The 16,323-nt window shown below is 68.5% G+C and carries 18 protein-coding genes; 12 read left to right on the forward strand and 6 right to left on the reverse strand.

Going from position 1 to position 16,323, the window contains the following annotated elements:
- The first annotated feature begins 228 nt into the window (after positions 1–228).
- A complete protein-coding gene (locus HY726_02340) occupies positions 229–810 on the forward strand; it encodes an NUDIX hydrolase (protein ID MBI4607831.1) in 582 nt (193 codons plus the stop codon).
- A gap of 82 nt (positions 811–892) precedes the next feature.
- Here the strand turns inward: HY726_02340 and HY726_02345 are convergent, their stop codons facing one another.
- Positions 893–1,294 (reverse strand): thioesterase family protein, encoded by a 402-nt coding sequence (locus HY726_02345; GenBank protein MBI4607832.1) that lies wholly within the window; start codon positions 1,292–1,294, stop codon positions 893–895.
- A 125-nt stretch (positions 1,295–1,419) separates the two neighbouring features.
- Between HY726_02345 and HY726_02350 the strand changes: the two genes are divergently transcribed.
- Both HY726_02350 and HY726_02355 read left to right on the forward strand, forming a co-directional pair.
- Positions 1,420–2,577 carry an MFS transporter gene (locus HY726_02350; GenBank protein MBI4607833.1) on the forward strand — a complete coding sequence of 386 codons (1,158 nt, stop codon included), beginning with the start codon at positions 1,420–1,422 and terminating at the stop codon, positions 2,575–2,577.
- A gap of 33 nt (positions 2,578–2,610) precedes the next feature.
- Complete coding sequence (locus tag HY726_02355; protein ID MBI4607834.1) at positions 2,611–3,840, forward strand: MFS transporter; 1,230 nt, start codon at positions 2,611–2,613, stop codon at positions 3,838–3,840.
- Between the two features lie 19 nt (positions 3,841–3,859).
- Here HY726_02355 and HY726_02360 read toward each other — a convergent pair whose 3' ends face one another.
- Positions 3,860–4,828 carry a quinone oxidoreductase gene (locus HY726_02360; GenBank protein MBI4607835.1) on the reverse strand — a complete coding sequence of 323 codons (969 nt, stop codon included), beginning with the start codon at positions 4,826–4,828 and terminating at the stop codon, positions 3,860–3,862.
- 124 nt (positions 4,829–4,952) lie between these two features.
- Between HY726_02360 and HY726_02365 the strand changes: the two genes are divergently transcribed.
- The 4 genes from HY726_02365 (at position 4,953) to HY726_02380 (ending at position 7,992) form a co-directional block, all read left to right on the forward strand.
- The gene (locus tag HY726_02365) at positions 4,953–5,993 is read left to right on the forward strand and encodes a hypothetical protein (GenBank protein MBI4607836.1); all 1,041 of its coding nucleotides are present in this window, start codon (positions 4,953–4,955) and stop codon (positions 5,991–5,993) included.
- Between the two features lie 114 nt (positions 5,994–6,107).
- Complete coding sequence (locus HY726_02370) at positions 6,108–6,398, forward strand: hypothetical protein (GenBank protein MBI4607837.1); 291 nt, start codon at positions 6,108–6,110, stop codon at positions 6,396–6,398.
- Positions 6,399–6,419: 21 nt separating this feature from the next.
- Positions 6,420–6,647 (forward strand): hypothetical protein, encoded by a 228-nt coding sequence (locus HY726_02375; protein MBI4607838.1) that lies wholly within the window; start codon positions 6,420–6,422, stop codon positions 6,645–6,647.
- A 1-nt stretch (position 6,648) separates the two neighbouring features.
- Positions 6,649–7,992, forward strand: coding sequence for a M20/M25/M40 family metallo-hydrolase (locus HY726_02380; GenBank protein ID MBI4607839.1), 1,344 nt, complete (start codon positions 6,649–6,651; stop codon positions 7,990–7,992).
- On the opposite strand, the gene HY726_02385 is transcribed toward HY726_02380, so the two are convergent.
- From HY726_02385 to HY726_02400, 4 genes are read right to left on the reverse strand one after another with little or no spacing between them, the layout of a single operon-like run.
- Positions 7,993–9,405, reverse strand: coding sequence for an amidase (locus tag HY726_02385; protein MBI4607840.1), 1,413 nt, complete (start codon positions 9,403–9,405; stop codon positions 7,993–7,995).
- A gap of 12 nt (positions 9,406–9,417) precedes the next feature.
- Positions 9,418–10,368: an ABC transporter permease gene (locus HY726_02390; protein MBI4607841.1), complete on the reverse strand. Its 951-nt coding sequence runs from the start codon at positions 10,366–10,368 to the stop codon at positions 9,418–9,420.
- Positions 10,334–11,293 carry an ABC transporter permease gene (locus HY726_02395; GenBank protein ID MBI4607842.1) on the reverse strand — a complete coding sequence of 320 codons (960 nt, stop codon included), beginning with the start codon at positions 11,291–11,293 and terminating at the stop codon, positions 10,334–10,336. Before HY726_02395 ends, HY726_02390 begins: the two co-directional genes overlap by 35 nt.
- A 42-nt stretch (positions 11,294–11,335) precedes the next feature.
- Positions 11,336–13,135, reverse strand: coding sequence for a peptide ABC transporter substrate-binding protein (locus tag HY726_02400; protein ID MBI4607843.1), 1,800 nt, complete (start codon positions 13,133–13,135; stop codon positions 11,336–11,338).
- A gap of 248 nt (positions 13,136–13,383) precedes the next feature.
- On the opposite strand from HY726_02400, the gene HY726_02405 reads away from it, so the two are divergent.
- The 5 genes from HY726_02405 to HY726_02425 form a co-directional block, all read left to right on the forward strand.
- Complete coding sequence (locus HY726_02405) at positions 13,384–13,950, forward strand: sigma-70 family RNA polymerase sigma factor (protein MBI4607844.1); 567 nt, start codon at positions 13,384–13,386, stop codon at positions 13,948–13,950.
- Positions 13,947–14,765 (forward strand): anti-sigma factor, encoded by an 819-nt coding sequence (locus HY726_02410; protein MBI4607845.1) that lies wholly within the window; start codon positions 13,947–13,949, stop codon positions 14,763–14,765. Before HY726_02405 ends, HY726_02410 begins: the two co-directional genes overlap by 4 nt.
- A 26-nt stretch (positions 14,766–14,791) precedes the next feature.
- On the forward strand, positions 14,792–15,328 hold the full coding sequence (locus tag HY726_02415; protein ID MBI4607846.1) for a TlpA family protein disulfide reductase: 537 nt from the start codon (positions 14,792–14,794) through the stop codon (positions 15,326–15,328).
- Positions 15,329–15,332: 4 nt separating this feature from the next.
- Positions 15,333–15,914, forward strand: coding sequence for a cytochrome c biogenesis protein CcdA (locus HY726_02420; protein MBI4607847.1), 582 nt, complete (start codon positions 15,333–15,335; stop codon positions 15,912–15,914).
- Positions 15,915–16,058: 144 nt separating this feature from the next.
- The coding region (locus tag HY726_02425) for a HEPN domain-containing protein (GenBank protein ID MBI4607848.1) at positions 16,059–16,323 on the forward strand (265 nt) is incomplete at its 3' end.

The raw sequence follows: 16,323 nt of genomic DNA on the forward strand, positions 1-16,323 counted from the left end.
CCCCCTCCGAGGCCTCCCCCAGGAATGGTGGTTCGAGCCGAGGGGCTGCCGACGAGCCGCAGGCGTGGCAGTTCGAGCCGAGGCGCTTCGGCGCAGGCAGCTTCATCGCCTGCGCCAGCGACGAGGCGAGGCCGGAGTAAATGAGCCACGAGGCGAGGCCCGAGTTGGTTGCGCGGGCGGCGCCCGCGCTCGAAGGCGATTACTCCGACCGCGTGCTAGAATCCTCGCGTGGATTCCGCCTCGCCCCCCCAGCTCGGGCCCGGGACGATTCGCTTCTGCCCCCTCTGCGGCAGCGCGCTCGTCCGACGGCCGTTGCCGCCCGACCAGAAGGAGGAGGCGGTGTGCTCGGGGTGCGGCTTCGTCTTCTACCTGAACCCCAAGGTCGTCGCGGGGGCGATCCCGGCGCGGGACGGCCGGATCCTCCTCGTTCGCCGAAACATCGCGCCCTCGAAGGGGAAGTGGACGTTCCCGGGCGGCTTCGTCGAGTGGGGGGAGAGCGTGCCGGCCGCGGCGCTCCGCGAGACGCTGGAGGAGACGGGGCTCATCATCACGCTCGATGGTCTCGTCGGCGTCTACTCCTACCCGGGCGCGCCGGTGGTGGTCGTCGTGTACCGGGCCCAGGTCGCCGGCGGCCGTCCCGCGCCCAACCACGAGATCGCCGAGCTGGCCTGGATGAGGCCCGAGGAAATTCCGTGGGATGAGCTTGCCTTTCCTTCCACGCGCGATGCCTTGAGGGACTACGTCGGGCCGGGACTCTCGGGACCTCTGCCTGAGCCTTCGTCCCGTCCGGCTAGGCGCCTATCCGAGTGAGCGCGTTCGAGCGCCGGCTCCGCCGGCGCAACCCATCCTGGGGGGAGGTCCGGAAGGGGGGCGTAGCCCCCCTCCGGGTTCCCTAGCTACCCGGCTTTCCCTTCGTCATCGCGCGGCTCAGGAATTTCTCCAGGCTCGGGATCATGAAGCGCTCGTGCTTCCCCTCGGCGATCTTCTCCGCCTCGTCGAAGGCCTCGACGCTGAAGAGGAAGCGCCGGCCGTCGGTCTCTAGGAGCTCGGCGCGGGCCCGCACCTTCATCCCGACCGGCGTCGGCGCCAGGTGTCGCATCTCGACCATGGTCCCCACCGTGGTGGCCCCCGGCGGGAGATGCGGCTGGATGACGGCCCCCGCCGCGTCTTCCAGGAGGCCGAGAAGGAACGGGGTCGCGAAGACCATGACGCCGCGATTCCCCATCGCGTCCGCGGTCCGCTCGCGCGTGACGAGCACCTCGACCTCTGCGACCGCCCCCGGCTTGACGTCCATGACGGCCTCCCCTGGGTTCTCGATGTTCTGCCGCCGGTTCACACTATCCCCCGCGGCCCGCCCGGTCAAGGCGCGGGCCAGGTCAGGCCTTTTCACGGGCGGCAGGGTGTGGCAGAACTGACGGCATGGTCCCTGCCGTGTCCGCGCTCGGCGCGCTCGTCGTCTCGCTCGACTCCGCCGTCAACATCGCCTTCCCCGCCATGTCCGAGGCCTTCGGGGTCGGCCCGACCTCCATCAAGTGGGTCGTGATCGCCTACGTCCTGGCCTACGCGCTCATGTCCTACGCCGGGGGCTCGCTCGCCGACCGCGTTGGGCACCCCCGGGTGTTCGCCTCCGGGCTCTGGCTGAGCGCCGCGAGCCTCGTCGCCTGTGGCGTGGCGCCGAGCTACGGCTGGTTCCTGGCGTTCCGCGTCGCCCAGGGCGTGGGCGGCGGGCTGGTCTACGGGACGGCGCCCGCGCTCGTCACGCTCGCGCTTCCCGCGGACGATCGGGGGCGCGGCCTCGGGATCTTCACCGCCGGGATGGGGGCGGGCTTCGCCGTCGGCCCGGTGATCGGCGGTCTGCTCGTGGACGCGCTCGGCTGGCGCTGGGTCTATCTCTTCCGTGCTCCGCTGGCCCTGGCCCTCGCTCTCGGCGCCCTCCCCGCGCTCCGCGGCGTGCGTCACGGCGAGGCGGGCTGGCATCTCATCGGCCTCCCCGCGATCCTCCGGCCTCCAGTGCTCCTGGCCAATGGCCTCGCCTTCCTCGCTAACCTCGCCCAGTTCGCGGTCTGGCTCCTCGTCCCCTACTATCTGCTCGACCTGCTCGGGCTCTCGGCGACCGCGGGCAGCCTCTTCTTCATGCTGGCTCCCGTCGGGATGACCGTGGCCGCACCCCTCAGCGGCTGGGCGACCGACCGCTTCTCGAGCCGGCCGCTGCTCGCCCTCGGCCTCGGCGCCGAGAGCGCGGGGCTCTTCATGATCAGCCGGCTCGAGCGGGAGAGCGCGCTGGCCGAGGTGGCTCTGGCCCTGGCCCTGGTCGGCCTCGGCCTCGGCGTCTTTCAGGTCCCGAACATGAACCTGCTGATGGCGCGCTTCCCCGCAACCCAAGCGGGTGGGGCCGGCGGGATGATCCTGATGAGCCGGACGCTCGGTGTGGTCGCGGGGGTGAGCGTCGCGAGCGCCGTCTTCGGAGCGGGGAGCGGGAGCTTCCTCGACGCCTTCCACGCCGCCTTCCGCGTCGCAGCCGGCGTCGCGTCCCTCGCGTTTCTCCTTTCGCTTCTCCCCGCCGACCGGCACCGTTGACGGGACCGGGGGCGCGTGCTACAAGGCGGGAGCATGCCTTCCTCCCGGTGGGTGATCCTCGCCGTCTCGACGCTCGCCTTCATGCAGGTCCATGTCCACCGGGTCGGCTTTGCGCCGCTGATTCCCACCTTCGTCGCCGACCTCGGACTCACGTACGCCGCCGCCGGCACGATCATGACCGCGTACTTCTGCACGTACACGGTGGCCCAGATCCCGATCGGACTCCTGGCGGACCGGTGGGGCTCGCGCCGGGTCATGATCGTGTTCATGGCCCTCCTCGCGCTGGGCGTCGTAGCCTTCCCGTTGAGCCGGGGCTACGGCGAAAGCCTCCTGTCCCGGGCCCTGGTGGGGTTGGGCGCGGCTGCGGTGTGGGTCCCGAGCATGCGGCTCATCAGCGAGTGGTTCCCCGCCCGCGAGCGCGGCCGCGTGACGGGCATCCTCTCAGCCGGGGGCGGGTTGGGCGGCACCCTGGCGCTCCTGGTCATCCCGTTCCTGGCGGAGCTCTGGGGCTGGCGCATCGGCTACGCGACCACGCTCCTCCCCGTGCTCCTGACTCTCGCCCTGATCGTCCTCTTCATCCGGGGCGTCGAGGGTAGCGGCTCGCGCAGCGCCGCCGGGGAGGTTCCTGGCCACCATCTCCCGCTTCGCGGCACGCTCGGCCCGCTCTGGCAGGTCCTCGCGACCCGAGCCCTCTGGCCGTTCAATATCACGGTGCTGCTCTTCTACGGCGCCTACTTCAGCCTGGTGACCTGGATGCCCGCGTTCCTCGTCAAGCACCTGGCGCTCTCGCAGTCCCAGGCGGGCTTCGTGACGAGCCTCCTCACGGCGGGGAGCATTGTCTCCTGGCCCGTCGCGGGCTTCCTCACGGACCGGCTCGGTCGGCGGAAGGGAGTCTTTCTCTTCAGCCAGGCCTCGAGCTGCCTGGTGAGCCTGGTCTTCGCCTGGGTGGTGCCGGGACTCTCGCTCTGGGGGGCGGCGGCGGTCTCGCTGGCCACCGGCATCGTCCTCGGCGGGATGATCACCCCCTTCGTGATGGTGGTGGAGCTGTTTCCGGGAGAGCTCGCGGGCACGGCGACGAGCGTGGCGAACACGTTCTGCTTCATCGGGGGCCTGACGATCCCGGTGCTCCTGGGTCGCGTCGTGGACGTGACCGGGAGCTTCCCGGCGGCCTTCGTCGTCGCCGGCGCGATCCAGGCTCTGGCCTTTGTCACCGCCTCGCTGATGCGGGAGCCCGCCCGGGGTGGGGAGCGGGTTTCCGCCTGAGAGGGATGCGATGATGCGATTACGGAAGCAGGACGATCTTCCCGGTGGTCTGGCGACCGGCCAGCGCCCTGTGGGCTTCGGCCGCCTCCCCCAGCGGGTAGGTGCGCTCAACCCGCAGCCTGAGCTTTCCGTCGGCGATCCAGCCAAGTACGTCACCGGTGCGCTTCAGGAGCTCCTCGCGCGTGGCCGTGTGATGGTTGAGGCTTGGCCGGGTGAGAAAGACTGAACCCTTGGCGTTCAACACCTGGGCGTCGAAGGGCGGCACCGGGCCGCTCGACTGGCCGAAGAGCACCATATAGCCCCGAAGCGCCAGGCAGCTCAGGCTCTTGTCGAAGGTGTCCTTTCCCACCGAGTCGTAGACGACGTTGACGCCCTTCCCGCCGGTGAGCCGCTTCACCTCGGCCTCGAAGTCCTGCTGGGTGTAGAGAATCGCCGCGTCGGCGCCGGCCTCCCGCGCGAGCTTGGCCTTGGCCTCGGTCGAGACCGTGCCGATCACCCGCGCTCCGCGCATCTTGGCCATCTGGCAGAGGAGGAGCCCCACGCCGCCCGCGGCCGCGTGGACGAGACAGCTGTCGCCGGGCTTGAGCGGGTAGGTCGAGTGGGAGAGGTAGTGGGCCGTCATTCCCTGGAGCATGGCCGCGGCCCCGTCCTGGAAGCTGAGCTTCGCGGGCAAGACCACCAGCCGATCCGCAGGGATGAGGTTGTGCGTGGCATACGAGCCGGGGACCCCGGTCCAGGCCACCCGGTCGCCCACCTTCACGTCGGTCACGTTCGGACCCACGGCTTCCACGGTCCCCGTGCCTTCGACCCCCACGGCGAGGGGAAGCGCGCCCTTGTAGAGGCCGCTCCGCTGGTAGATGTCCATGAAGTTCACCCCGCAGGCTTCCAGCTTCACCCGTACCTGCCCCGCCCCCGGCCCGGGGGTGGGCAGCTCCTCCAGCTTCATCACCTCGGGTCCGCCGTACTGGTGCACTCGGATGGCTTTCATGTTCTCGGTTTCCTCCTTTTCGTCCAGGTCGGGAGAGCACTCGTCAGAATAAACCTGCCCGACAGGCTATTGCAACCGGTGCGGCTGAAGTGATAGGGTGATCGGCAAAAGAGGGGACGCAAGGATGCTCCGTTCTGGACTGACGTCACGTCGCTACACGGTGGAGGACGCCCTCGAGGCGATCGAGCTCTACTTCGAGAAAGGGTGGACGGACGGCCTTCCCGTGGTGCCGCCCACGGAGGAGCGGATCCGGGCCATGCTCGAGGCAGTGGGCCTCGAGCCCGACCATGAGATCACCTTCATCACGAACCGCCAGACCGCGGTGACTGCCGAGAAGGTCGCGATCAACGCGGTCATGGCGGGGTGCAAGCCCGAGTCCATGCCGGTGGTGGTGGCTGCTATCGAAGCGATCGGGGACCCCAGGTGGTGCTACCACGGACCCGGAACCTCCACCGGCGGCGCCGCCGTCCTGATGATCGTCAACGGCCCCATCGCCCCGAGGCTTCAGATGAACTCGGGGGACAACCTCTTCGGCCCGGGCTGGCGTGCCAACGCGACCATCGGCCGCGCCGAACGGCTCGACATGCGCAACGTGATCGGCACTCTGCCGGGCAGGCTGGACCGGTCGACCCTGGGCCATGCGGGCAAGTTCACCTATGTGATCGCCGAGAATGAGGGGGACAGCCCCTGGCCTCCGCTTCACGTCGAGCGCGGGTTCAGCCCTGAGCAGAGCGCGGTGACTGTGATGGCGGCCGAGGCACCCCACCAGTTTTACAACCAGCTCTCCAACACGGCCGAGGGTGTCCTCACCACGCTGTGTGACGACATGAGGATCTCGGGCAACGCCAGAGGGCAGTCCCAGTATGTCGTCGTGCTGGCCGGCGAACACATGCGGATCATCGCGGCGGACGGGTGGTCCAAGGCCGACATCCGGAAGTTCGTCTTCGAGCACACCCACAACTCCGTGGCCCACCTGAAGCGGACTCACCGGGTTGTGGGCCCGATCAAACCGGAGGACGAGACGACCGTGCGCGCGCTGGTTCCCTCGCCGGAGGACATCCTGGTGGTGGCCGCCGGCGGCCGCGCCGGCGCCTTCTCGGCGTACATTCCCGGCTGGGGCGGCAAGCGCACCAGCGAGGCCGTGACCAAGCTCATTCGAGCCTAGAAGGTGGCTGTCGGAATAAGCGCGGTTCGAGCGCCGGCTCGGCCGGCGCAACCCATTTGGGGGGAGGTTCGGAAGGGGGGCGAAGCCCCCCTCCGACTCAACTAGAAGGAGGGCATGATGGCCAAGCTCGAGGTCTTCGATCCCACCACCGACCCGAAGGAGCAACCGATCACGTACGTGGCCCGGCCGGACTCGCTGAAGGGGAAGCGGATCGGGCTCGTCGAGAACACCAAGCACAACTCGGACAGGCTCCTCCTGAAGATCGGGAAGATCCTCCAGGATGAGTACGGCGGCGCCGAGGCTCGGATCTGGCGGAAGCACAACTCCAGCGTGCCTGCCCATCAGGAGATCCTCGACGAGCTGTCCGCGTCCTGCGACGTCATGGTCGCCGGGATCGGGGACTGAGGGTCCTGCTCGTCGGGCAGTGTGCTCGACGGAATCTTCTTCGAGAAGCGGGGCGTTCCCTCCGCGTCAATCGTGACCGACGTCTTCGAGGCGACCGGGCGGGCCATGGCCGAGACCTGGGGTGTGCCGCGTTACAAATTCCTTATGATGCCGCACCCGATCGCCAACCTGGCCGAGGCCGAGCTGGACCAGCGCGCCCGGGAGATCGCGCCGGAGGTAGTGAAGCTCCTGCTCCAGGGCCAGGAGTAGCGTGCCGCCCGCGCCGAGCTTGGACTGGACCGCTCTGGGCGAGGAGGCGGTCCAGGTTCTCGCCGACTACCTCAGGATCGACACCACCAACCCGCCGGGCAACGAGACGGCGGGCGCGCGTTTCCTGTCCGACCTCCTCGCCCGTGACGGGATCGAAAGCCGGCTGATCGAGTCGGCGCCGGGGCGTGGGAACCTGATCGCCAGGCTCGCGGGGGACGGCAGCGAGCGCCCCATCCTCCTCCACCACCACATCGACGTCGTCTACGCCGACCGCCGCTACTGGAGCGTGGATCCCTTCGGCGGGGTGACCCAGGGTGGCTTCCTCTACGGTCGCGGCGCCCTCGACATGAAGTCGGTGGGCATCCTCCAGGTGATAGCGGTCCTCGCTCTCAGGCGCGCCCGCGTCAGGCTGAAGCGAGACGTCGTGCTTCTCGCGACCGCCGACGAGGAGGCGGGCAGCCGCTACGGGGCCCTGTTCCTCTCGGAGCAACACCCCCAACTGATCGACGGCGTCGAGTACTCGCTGGGCGAGTTCGGGGGAATCCACACCCAGGCCGGGTGGAACGGCTGCGCCGGCGACGTCAGCATCTCGGAGAAGACCGGCTTTCCGATCCGGCTCACCGCGCGGGGCGTCCCGGGCCATGGGTCCATGCCGTGGCCCGACACGTCGGTGAACCGCCTGATCCGGGCCCTGGGCCGCCTGCTGGCCGCCGAGCGGCCGCTCCGGGTCATTCCCGAGATCCAGGAGTACTTCTCACGGTTCGCCACGCTCCTGCCCGAGTCAGAGCGACGGGGCTGGGATGATCTTGACGCCTCGCTCAGCGACCCGGCCTTCAGGGAGAAGTTCCTCTCCGATCCCCACCGGGCGGCGATGCTGCGCACGACATTCGCCGTCACCATGCTCAGGGCGAGCGAGAAGCGCAACGTGATCCCCCCCGAGGCGGTGGCCGAGATCGACTGTCGGCTCCTGGCGGGCGACGACCCGGACGAGGTCCTCGCGTGGGTCCGCAAGGTGGTCGCCGACGATCAGGTGACGGTCGAGCCGGTCCAACCCGCCAAGGTTCCCAACCTCTCCCCGCCGGACACGGCGCTCTACAAGGCGCTCGGCGACGCCATCCGGCGCCGCGAGCCCCGCGCCGTCGTCCTCCCCCTTGTGCTGGCCGGGTTCACCGACAACTGGGTCTTCCGCCGGCACGGCGTTCAGGCCTATGGCTTCGCCCCCTTCGTCACGGACGAGGGGGAGCTCCACCGCGTCCACGGCAACGACGAGCGGATCTCGCTCGAGAACGTGCGCGCGGGCGTCCGCACGTACACCGAGCTGCTCCTCGCCTTCGCCGCCGCCTGATTAGACCGGCGGGATACGGTCGGCCCAGGGGGCGGCGGCCTCGAAGGCGGCGGCTGCGCGCAGCACCGAAGCTTCAGCCCGCCAGCGTCCGACGATCTGGAGGCCGACGGGGAGGCCGTCGGCGGTCCAGCCGGCCGGGACCGAGATGGTGGGAAGTCCCGCGATCGTGAAGGCGTAGGTCGGGAGCACCCACTCGATGTAGTTCGCCGTCGGTCGACCGTCGATCTCCTTGGGATAGGAGACCTCCACGGGAAACGGCTTCACGGCGACCGTCGGGCTCAATGTCAGATCGTAGCGCGCGAAGAACTGCCTCACCCGATCCCAGAGCTCGGTCCTCAGCGTTTCGGCCCGCGCCATATCCTCGGCGGTGAGCTTGAGCCCCTCCTCGATGTTCCAGACCAGGTTGGGGTTCATGACGTCCCGCCACTTCGGGAGCTTTTCGGCGTGGAGCGCCGCCATCCTGATCCCGCGGCTCACCCGGATGATCTCCTGAACCCCGCTGAAGTCAGGGTGAGCCTCATCGACGCGGGCGCCGAGACGGGCGAAGACCTTCGTCGCGGCCTCGGCGACGCGCCTGACCTCGCGCTCAACTGGCGCGATGCCCAGATCCGGGCTCCAGGCAACGCGGAGGCCTTTGACCGACGGGGCCCTCACGGCCTTCGCGAACTCTCGGGTGTCCACCTCGTACGAGATCGGGGCCCTCGCGTCGGGACCGGCGATGGCAGCGAGCATGAGCGCGGTATCGGCGACGGTGCGTGCCATCGGCCCCTGGACGGAGTACGTGTCCCAGCCGAGCGGCGAGGGGTAGATGGGGACGAGGCCGGGCGTCGTCCTGAAGCCCACGACCGCGCAGAAGGCTGCGGGGATTCTCAGGGAGCCGCCCAGGTCCGACCCCTGGGCGAGCGGCCCCGTCCCTGTCGCCAGGGCGACCGCGGCGCCGCCGCTCGAGCCGCCGCACGTCAGCGCGGGATTCCACGGGTTGCGCGTTGGGCCGAAGACCGCGTTGGTGGTGTTGGCGCCGGCGCCGAACTCGGGGGTGTTGGTCTTGCCGAGCACGATGGCTCCGGCGGCCTTGAGGCGCTGGACGATCAGGCCATCCTCCTCGGGGACGTGGTGCTCGTAGATCTTGGAGCCCCAGGTCGTGCGGATGCCGGCGGTGGGAACCAGGTCCTTGATCGAGACGGGGATCCCGTGCAACGGTCCCAGCCCTTGCCTTCGCATCACGGCGCTCTCGGCGCGTCGCGCGGCTTTGAGCGCGAGGTCAGGGACAACGGTGCAGTAGGCGTTGAGCTTCGGGTTCACGCGCTCGATCCGCTCGAGCACGGCGCGCACGACCTCCAGGGGCGAGACCTTCTTCTGACGGATCAGGCGAGCCAGCGTGGTTGCGGGCGCGAAGCAGAGGTCAGTTGTCACGAGAGCCTCCTGCTAGAGCACTTTCCTGGGATCCAGGGCATCCCGAAGCCCGTCCCCGATGTAGTTGATGGAGAGCACGGTGAGGAAGATGGCGGTGCCGGGGAAGAGGGCCCAGTGGGGCGCGATGTCGAGGTTGTCCTTGGCGTCGAAGAGAATCCGCCCCCAGGTTGGGATGTCGGGGGGGAACCCGAGCCCCAGGAACGAGAGCGAGGACTCCGCAATGATCGCGGTGCCGACCCCGAGTGACGCTGCGACGATGACTGGTCCGAGAGCGTTCGGGAGGATGTGGCGGACGATCTGGCGCCAGGGAGGCACGCCGAGGCAGCGGGCCGCCTCCACGAACTCCTTCTCCTTGATCGACAGAAACGAGGCGCGGACCAGGCGCGCCACGGGCATCCACCTGAGGCTCCCGATCACCGTGACGATCAGGAGAAAGATCCCCACCTCGGGCCCGAAGGTCTTCCGGACCGGGTCCCGAAAGAGGTAAACGATCAGGAGGAGCAAGGGCAGCTGGGGAAGCGAGAGGCAGAGGTCGGTCAGGCGCATCAAGACGTTGTCCAGGGCCCCGCCGACATAGCCGGCCACGGCACCGACGAAGGTCCCCAGCGTGATGGCGATGACCATGGCCGCCACGCCGACCGCGAGCGAGATCCGCCCGCCGTAGAGCAACCGCGCCAGGAGATCCTGCCCCAGGTCGTCCGTCCCCAGCGGGTGGGCCGGGCTCGGCACCTTGAGCTTGGCCTTGAAGTCGATCGCGTCGATGGGTGTCCGGTAGACCAGCGGCCCCGCCAGGGTTCCGACCGTCATCACGAGCAGGATGACCGCGCCGAACATCGCGAGCCGGTGTCGGCGGAAGCGGCGCCAGCCCTCCGCCCAGAGGGACTGCGAGCGCGACGGCGCCAGGACGATGGCGCGTCCCGCCAGGAGCTCAGCGGTAGGAGATGCGGGGGTCGAGCCAGCCATAGACCATATCGGCGACGAGGTTGAAGATCACCACGAGCGCCGAGTAGACGAAGGTAATGGCCATCACGACGGGGGTGTCGCTGGCGAGGATGGAGGCGATCAGGAGCGACCCGATCCCGGGCACGCGAAAGATCTGCTCGGTGATGACCGCCCCGGTGAAGATGAGCGGCATCTGGAGCGCGACGAGGGTGACCACCGGGATCAGAGCGTTCCGGACGACGTGCTTGCCGATCGTAAGCCGTTCGCTGAGCCCCTTGGCCCGCGCCGTGTTGACGTCATCCAGCTGGATCACCACCAGGACCGCGGCGCGGACGAAGCGCGTGAGCGAGGCGCCCTCGAAGAGCCCGAGGACGGCGATCGGCATGATCCCCTGCTTCAGATGCTCCAGGACCCAGCGGAAGCCCGTCGCGTCGATGTCGGCGCGGTAGATGAACGGGAGCCAGTCCAGGTAGATGGAGAAGAAGAGGATGAAGAGGAGCCCGGTGAAGAAGGTGGGGAGCGAGAAGCCGATGAAGGCCAGGGTCGTGGCGATCTGGTCGAAGAGCGAGTAGGGGCGGACCGCCGAGTAGATGCCCACCGGGAGCGCGATCAGGACGGCGAGCAGGTTGGCCATCCCGAGGACGTAGAGCGTGGTCAGGAGCCGCTGGAGGATCAGGGTCTCGACGTTGACGCGGCTCACGAAGGAGTAGCCCCAGTCGCCCTTCAGCATCGAGACGAGCCAGCGCACGTACCGGATCGGCAGCGGGTCGTCGAGCCCGAACTGAGCGCGGAGGCGCTGGGCGACCTCCGCGGGGACGTTGGGGTTGGTGGCGAGCTCCTCGAAGGGGTCGCCGGGCGCCAGGGCCAGGATCGCGAAGAGGACCAGGCTGATTCCGAAGAGGAGCGGGATCGCCTGGAGGAGGCGCCGGAGGACGTACTTGTACATCAGCGTGGGAGGGCCGGGCGATCCCGGCCCTCCCGGTCCGTGCTACGCCTCTTTGTACCAGTAGGCCAGGTGCCAGAAGTTCGAGTCCCAGCCGGTAAGGTCCAGGCCCCTCAGCTTGGCGGTCACCGCCGCCACGCCGTTCCGCCAGAGGACGGGGACGACCACTACGTTCTGGATGACCAGGTCGTTCATCCTGATAAACTGGGCGGCGCGCTTGACCGGGTCCATCTCCTTCTCGGCCGCTTTCCAGAGCTTGTCATATTCGTCGTTGCGCCACCGGGTCACGTTGGTGACCGACCATTTGTTTGCCTTGGAGGCGATCTGCCAGGAGGCGAACTGCTCCATGTAGAGCTGGGGGTCCGGCGCGCCCATCGTGGTCGTATACATCTGCAGGTCCGTATAGAAGTGACGGTAGGTGTCGGGGTTGGCCGGATCCGACGAGAAATAGACAGAGGCCACCACGGACTTCAGCTCCACCTCGATCCCCGCCTTGGCGCAGGCCTGTTTGACGATGGCCTGGGTCTTCTGGCGCGGCGCGTTGATCGAGGTCTGGTAGACGACCTTGAGGCGCTTGCCGTCCTTGACGCGGATCCCGTCCGGCCCGCGCTTCCAGCCGGCCTCGTCCAGGAGCTGATTGGCCTTCTCGATCTTGAACTCCCAGCGGGTGTTCTTGGACTGAACGCGCGGCGGGGCGTTGAGGAAATTGGCGCTGGTCTGGCCCTGCCGGCCGTAGATCTCCTCGTGGACGGAGGCGCGGTCCACCAGGAGGTTGAAGGCCGCGCGCACCTTCGGGTCGGTCAGGAAGGGATGGGGCACCTTGACGCTTGACCGTTCGCCGTCCACCTCGGTCCAGGGGTCCGTCTGGTTACACTGGATGTGCTCGATATTCCCCGTGGGATAGATTTCAACGCGCCCCTTCCCGGCCTGCTCCAGGCGCTTCAGGATCTCGTCCTCCACCTGCATGTTCCAGGCGTAGTCGTACTCGCCCGTCTGGAGTACCGCGCGGGCCGCGGACACGGCGTCGCCGCCGCCCTTCAGCTCGAGCTGGTCGAAGAAGGGGCGGTTCGCGACATGGTAGTTGGGGTTGATCTCGTAGCGGACCACGTCACCGGGCTTGAAGTCCACGATCTTGTACGGGCCGGTGCCCACCGGCTTGGTGTTGTACGGGGCCTCGCGCGACTTGGCGCCCTTGAACGGCTCGTGGAGGTGCTTGGGGATCATCTGGCCACGGTTCCCGCAGAAGGCGTCGTACCAGAACGGCGTCGGGTCCTTGAAGACCACCTTCACCTCATGGTCGCTGAGCTTTTCGATGCGCTGGATGTCGCGGTAGGAGCCGATGGTGGTGGTTGAGCTGGCGGGGTCCGCGGAGTACTCCCAGTTGAAGATCACGTCGGCGGCGGTGAAGGGCTTGCCGTCATGCCAGACCACGTTCTTCTTGAGCCGCCAGGTCACCCACAACCCGTCCTTCGAAAGTGTGCCGTTTGCGATACTCGGGATCTCGGCGGCGAGAACAGGGATCACGTTGCCGTCGGGATCGAAAGCCGCCAGGGGCTCGTGGACGACCCGGGAGCCGTCCTGATCCTTGGTGCCCGTGGCGAAGTGGGGGTTCAGGAGGGTGGGAGCCTGCCACCAGAGGACCTTAAGCTTGCCCCCGCCCCCCCGCCGGGTCGGGGTGAAGGCGGCCCGCGGCTGGGCCTGGGCCGGGATGCCGTAGGCGGCAAGCATCTGGGCAACCATGGGGCCGGTCAGCCCCAACCCCAGCATCGTCCGCATGAAGGCGCGCCGGCTGAGCCGACCGGTCTTGACCCGGTGGAGCATGTCTCTCAGTTCGTGCTCTTCCATAGGCGTATCGCCCTCCTTGATCAGCGCCGGTTGGAGAATCCTGAGGCTACCTTGCTGGCCCTTTATATGCTCGGCGGGCCGCCCAGTCAAGCCTGGAGCGGGCAAGGCGCGCGGCGCGCCCGAAGCCCCGGCGGCCATGCTGTCGCGGCGCTCATCGGAGGAGCCCCGGTGTTGCCCGGCGACGGGGCGTGCTATGCTGACCGGGCAGGGAATAGAACATCGATTTCAATTGTTTATAAAGACGAAGCGTGGCTACCCGGGATTGGCGGAAGGAGTTCGAGGACGTCGCGCTGGTCCACCTCGACCAGCTCTACCACATGGCGCTGCGGCTCTGCCGGAGCCCGAGCCGGGCCGAGGACCTCGTCCAGGAGACGTACCTCAGGGCGTTCAGGCACTTCGATCAGTTCGACCCCGGGACCAACTGCCGGGCGTGGCTGTTCGCCATTCTCCACAACACGTTCGTCAATCGGGTGAAGCGCGACAGCCGGGAGCTTCTGGAGTTGGACGAGGGGAGCCTGGACCACGCCGGGGCGAGCTCCCCCGAGGTCATGGCTACGATCGCCAACCCGGAGGAGGAGTTTTTGAAGCATGTGCTCGACGGCGACCTCGTGTCCGCGCTCGAGGCGATGCCGGTAACGTTCCAGGAGGCGGTTCTGCTGGCCGACGTCGAGGAGTTCTCGTACAAGGAGATCGCCCAGATCCTGGGCGTGCCGGTGGGGACCGTCATGTCCCGTCTCCACCGCGGCCGCCAGCTGCTGCGGAAGACGCTCGTGGCGTCGTCCCGTGAGCGGAAGGGCATGAGGAGGGACGCGTGACCTGCGAGGAGCTTCGGGCGTGTCTTGACGTCTATCTCGATCGCGAGCTCGACGTGGCGCGCGCGCTGGACGCCCAGGACCACCTGGCGTTCTGCATGCCCTGCCAGTGGGCCTACGCCAAAGAGCGGGAGCTGCGCGCGCTGGTCAAGACGCGGCTGCCGCGCGTGGCGGTGCCCCCCGAGCTTCGCGCCCGGATCAGGAGCGCGCTCGACGCCGACGCCCGGCCGGCCTACCGCGCCGCGTACCGCACTCTGACGGCCCGCCCGCTGCGCTGGGCCGCGCTGCCCGTGGCGGCGGTCCTCCTCGTGGCCCTCGCCTTCGGCCTCCGCGCGCCGCGCGGTCCGTCGCTGCCGCCCGTGGTGACGGAGCTGGTGGCCCAGCACCAGATGTACTCGCGCCTGGACACGCCGGCGGAGTTCGTCAGCGCCAGCCGGGATACCGTGGCGGGCTGGTTCCGGGGGCGCGTCCGCTTCCAGGTCGCCGTTCCTGACTTCTCCCCGTCCGGGATCCGGCTCGTCGGGGCGCGGCTCTCCTCCCTGTCGGACCGCGAGGTGGCGTACCTCCTCTACGAGAAGGGGCGCAACCTCATCTCGCTCTTCGCGTTCGCCCACCGCGGGTTCGAGCTCCCCGCGGACGGCTGGATCCCGGTGGGAGAGTCGCGCTTCTACGTGGCCGAGGTCAAGGGGGCGGAGGTGGTCCTCTGGACTCAGGGGGAGCAGGCGTACGCGCTGGTTTCCCCGCTGAACCGGGAGGCGCTCCTCGAGTGCGCCCTGACCGTCTGGCGACTCGTCGCACAGGCCCGTTCTGGCGCCTGAGTGCGCCTTCGCGTATAGTTACGTTCATGCCCGCTCAAGTCGGCGCAGTCCTCTGCCTCCTGATCCTGATCCTCGGTGCGCGCGCGGCCGGCTCGGAGGATCCCTTCAAGGAACTCGAGCTGATCAGGCCGAAGCGCGTCCAGACGGCGCGCGACTTCACGGTTCCCACTCCGGACGGCAAGTCGCTGAAGCTCTCCAGCTACCGGGGCAAGGTGGTCTTCCTGAACTTCTGGGCCACCTGGTGCCCGCCCTGCAAGGAAGAGATGCCCTCCATGGAGCGCCTCTACCAGCGCTTCAAGGACCAGGGGCTGGTCGTACTGGCGGTCTCGATCGACGCGGAGGGGGCGCCGGTCGTCACGCCCTTCGTGAAGGAGCACAAGCTCACCTATCCCGTCGGGCTCGATCCCAAGATGGCCGTGGCCGAGAAGTACGGAGTGCGGGCGTTGCCCGCCAGCTACTTCGTGAACAAGAAGGGGAACCTGGTCGCACTCGCGTTGGGGCCCCGGAACTGGGACTCGAAAGCTGCCCACGCCTTCGTCGAGTCCCTGCTGAAGCAGAGCTGACGACATGGGGCTGGGCGAGTCGCTGGGAGTCGTGGTGGCCTTCTCCGCCGTCTTCGTCGCCCTCGGCGCCTCGTTCAGCGCCGCCGGCCAGCTCCTCCTCGACTACCGCGAGTGGATCCGCCGGATCGGTGGCGCGCTCATCGTCCTCTTCGGTCTCTACATCGCGGGCGTGCTCCAGATCCGGTGGCTCGCCCGCGGGCTCCAGCTCCAGTTCAAGACCAAGCCGGCGGGCTACGCCGGCTCGCTCCTGGTGGGCGTGACGTTCGCGGTCGGCTGGACGCCGTGCGTGGGGCCGATCCTGGGCTCGATCCTCTCGCTGGCCGGCACCTCGGACACGGTCCTGAAGGGCGTGGGCCTGCTCCTGGCGTACTCGGGGGGGCTCGCGCTCCCGTTCTTCCTTTCCTCGCTGGCCCTCGGCGGATTCCTCCGCTTCCTGAAGCAGTACCGGCCGTTCATCGGCGTGGTGGAGCGCGTGGCAGGGGTCCTCCTGGTCGTCGTCGGGCTCCTGGTCCTCACCAACTACTTCGTCGTCCTCAACTCCTACGCGATCAGCCTCACGCCGCAGTGGCTCCTCAAGCGCCTGTAGTGCGAGCCGAGGGGCTTCGGACGAGCCGCAGGCGAGGACAGCCACGAGGCGAGGCCCGAGTCAATCTCGGAGGGGGGCTTTCGCCCCCCTTCCGCCACCTCCCCCCCGGATTGCGCGGGCCGGGTACCCACGGCGGAGCCGTGGGTGCGCGCTCGAAGCGCCTGCACCGGGGCGCCTGCTGAAGCGCCTGTAGTTCGAGCCGAAGGCCGGCGGCCATGCCGCAGGCAGGCCGAACGCGACCTGAGCGACGCCGAGTACAGCCTGGCTGGCAGGCGCTATAACCTCGCATGTTTTCTTCGCCAGCAGGCGGCTGAGAAGGCATTGAAGGCCTTTCTCTACGCCCGGGGGGCCGAACAGGTGCTCGGTCACTCTGTGGCGGATCTCGTCAGGGAATGCGGGAACCTGGACA

The sequence above is a fragment of the Candidatus Rokuibacteriota bacterium genome (genome assembly GCA_016209385.1).
Lineage (GTDB): Bacteria > Methylomirabilota > Methylomirabilia > Rokubacteriales > CSP1-6 > JACQWB01.

Bases quoted from the DNA above. Each gene is read 5' to 3' on its own strand.
- HY726_02420 (MBI4607847.1), top strand. From the start codon at position 15,333: ATGGGGCTGGGCGAGTCGCTGGGAGTCGTGGTGGCCTTCTCCGCCGTC.
- HY726_02345 (MBI4607832.1), bottom strand. From the start codon at position 1,294: ATGGACGTCAAGCCGGGGGCGGTCGCAGAGGTCGAGGTGCTCGTCACG.
- HY726_02370 (MBI4607837.1), top strand. From the start codon at position 6,108: ATGATGGCCAAGCTCGAGGTCTTCGATCCCACCACCGACCCGAAGGAG.
- HY726_02365 (MBI4607836.1), top strand. From the start codon at position 4,953: ATGCTCCGTTCTGGACTGACGTCACGTCGCTACACGGTGGAGGACGCC.
- HY726_02355 (MBI4607834.1), top strand. From the start codon at position 2,611: ATGCCTTCCTCCCGGTGGGTGATCCTCGCCGTCTCGACGCTCGCCTTC.
- HY726_02390 (MBI4607841.1), bottom strand. From the start codon at position 10,368: ATGGCTGGCTCGACCCCCGCATCTCCTACCGCTGAGCTCCTGGCGGGA.
- HY726_02350 (MBI4607833.1), top strand. From the start codon at position 1,420: ATGGTCCCTGCCGTGTCCGCGCTCGGCGCGCTCGTCGTCTCGCTCGAC.
- HY726_02400 (MBI4607843.1), bottom strand. From the start codon at position 13,135: ATGGAAGAGCACGAACTGAGAGACATGCTCCACCGGGTCAAGACCGGT.
- HY726_02415 (MBI4607846.1), top strand. From the start codon at position 14,792: ATGCCCGCTCAAGTCGGCGCAGTCCTCTGCCTCCTGATCCTGATCCTC.
- HY726_02395 (MBI4607842.1), bottom strand. From the start codon at position 11,293: ATGTACAAGTACGTCCTCCGGCGCCTCCTCCAGGCGATCCCGCTCCTC.
- HY726_02360 (MBI4607835.1), bottom strand. From the start codon at position 4,828: ATGAAAGCCATCCGAGTGCACCAGTACGGCGGACCCGAGGTGATGAAG.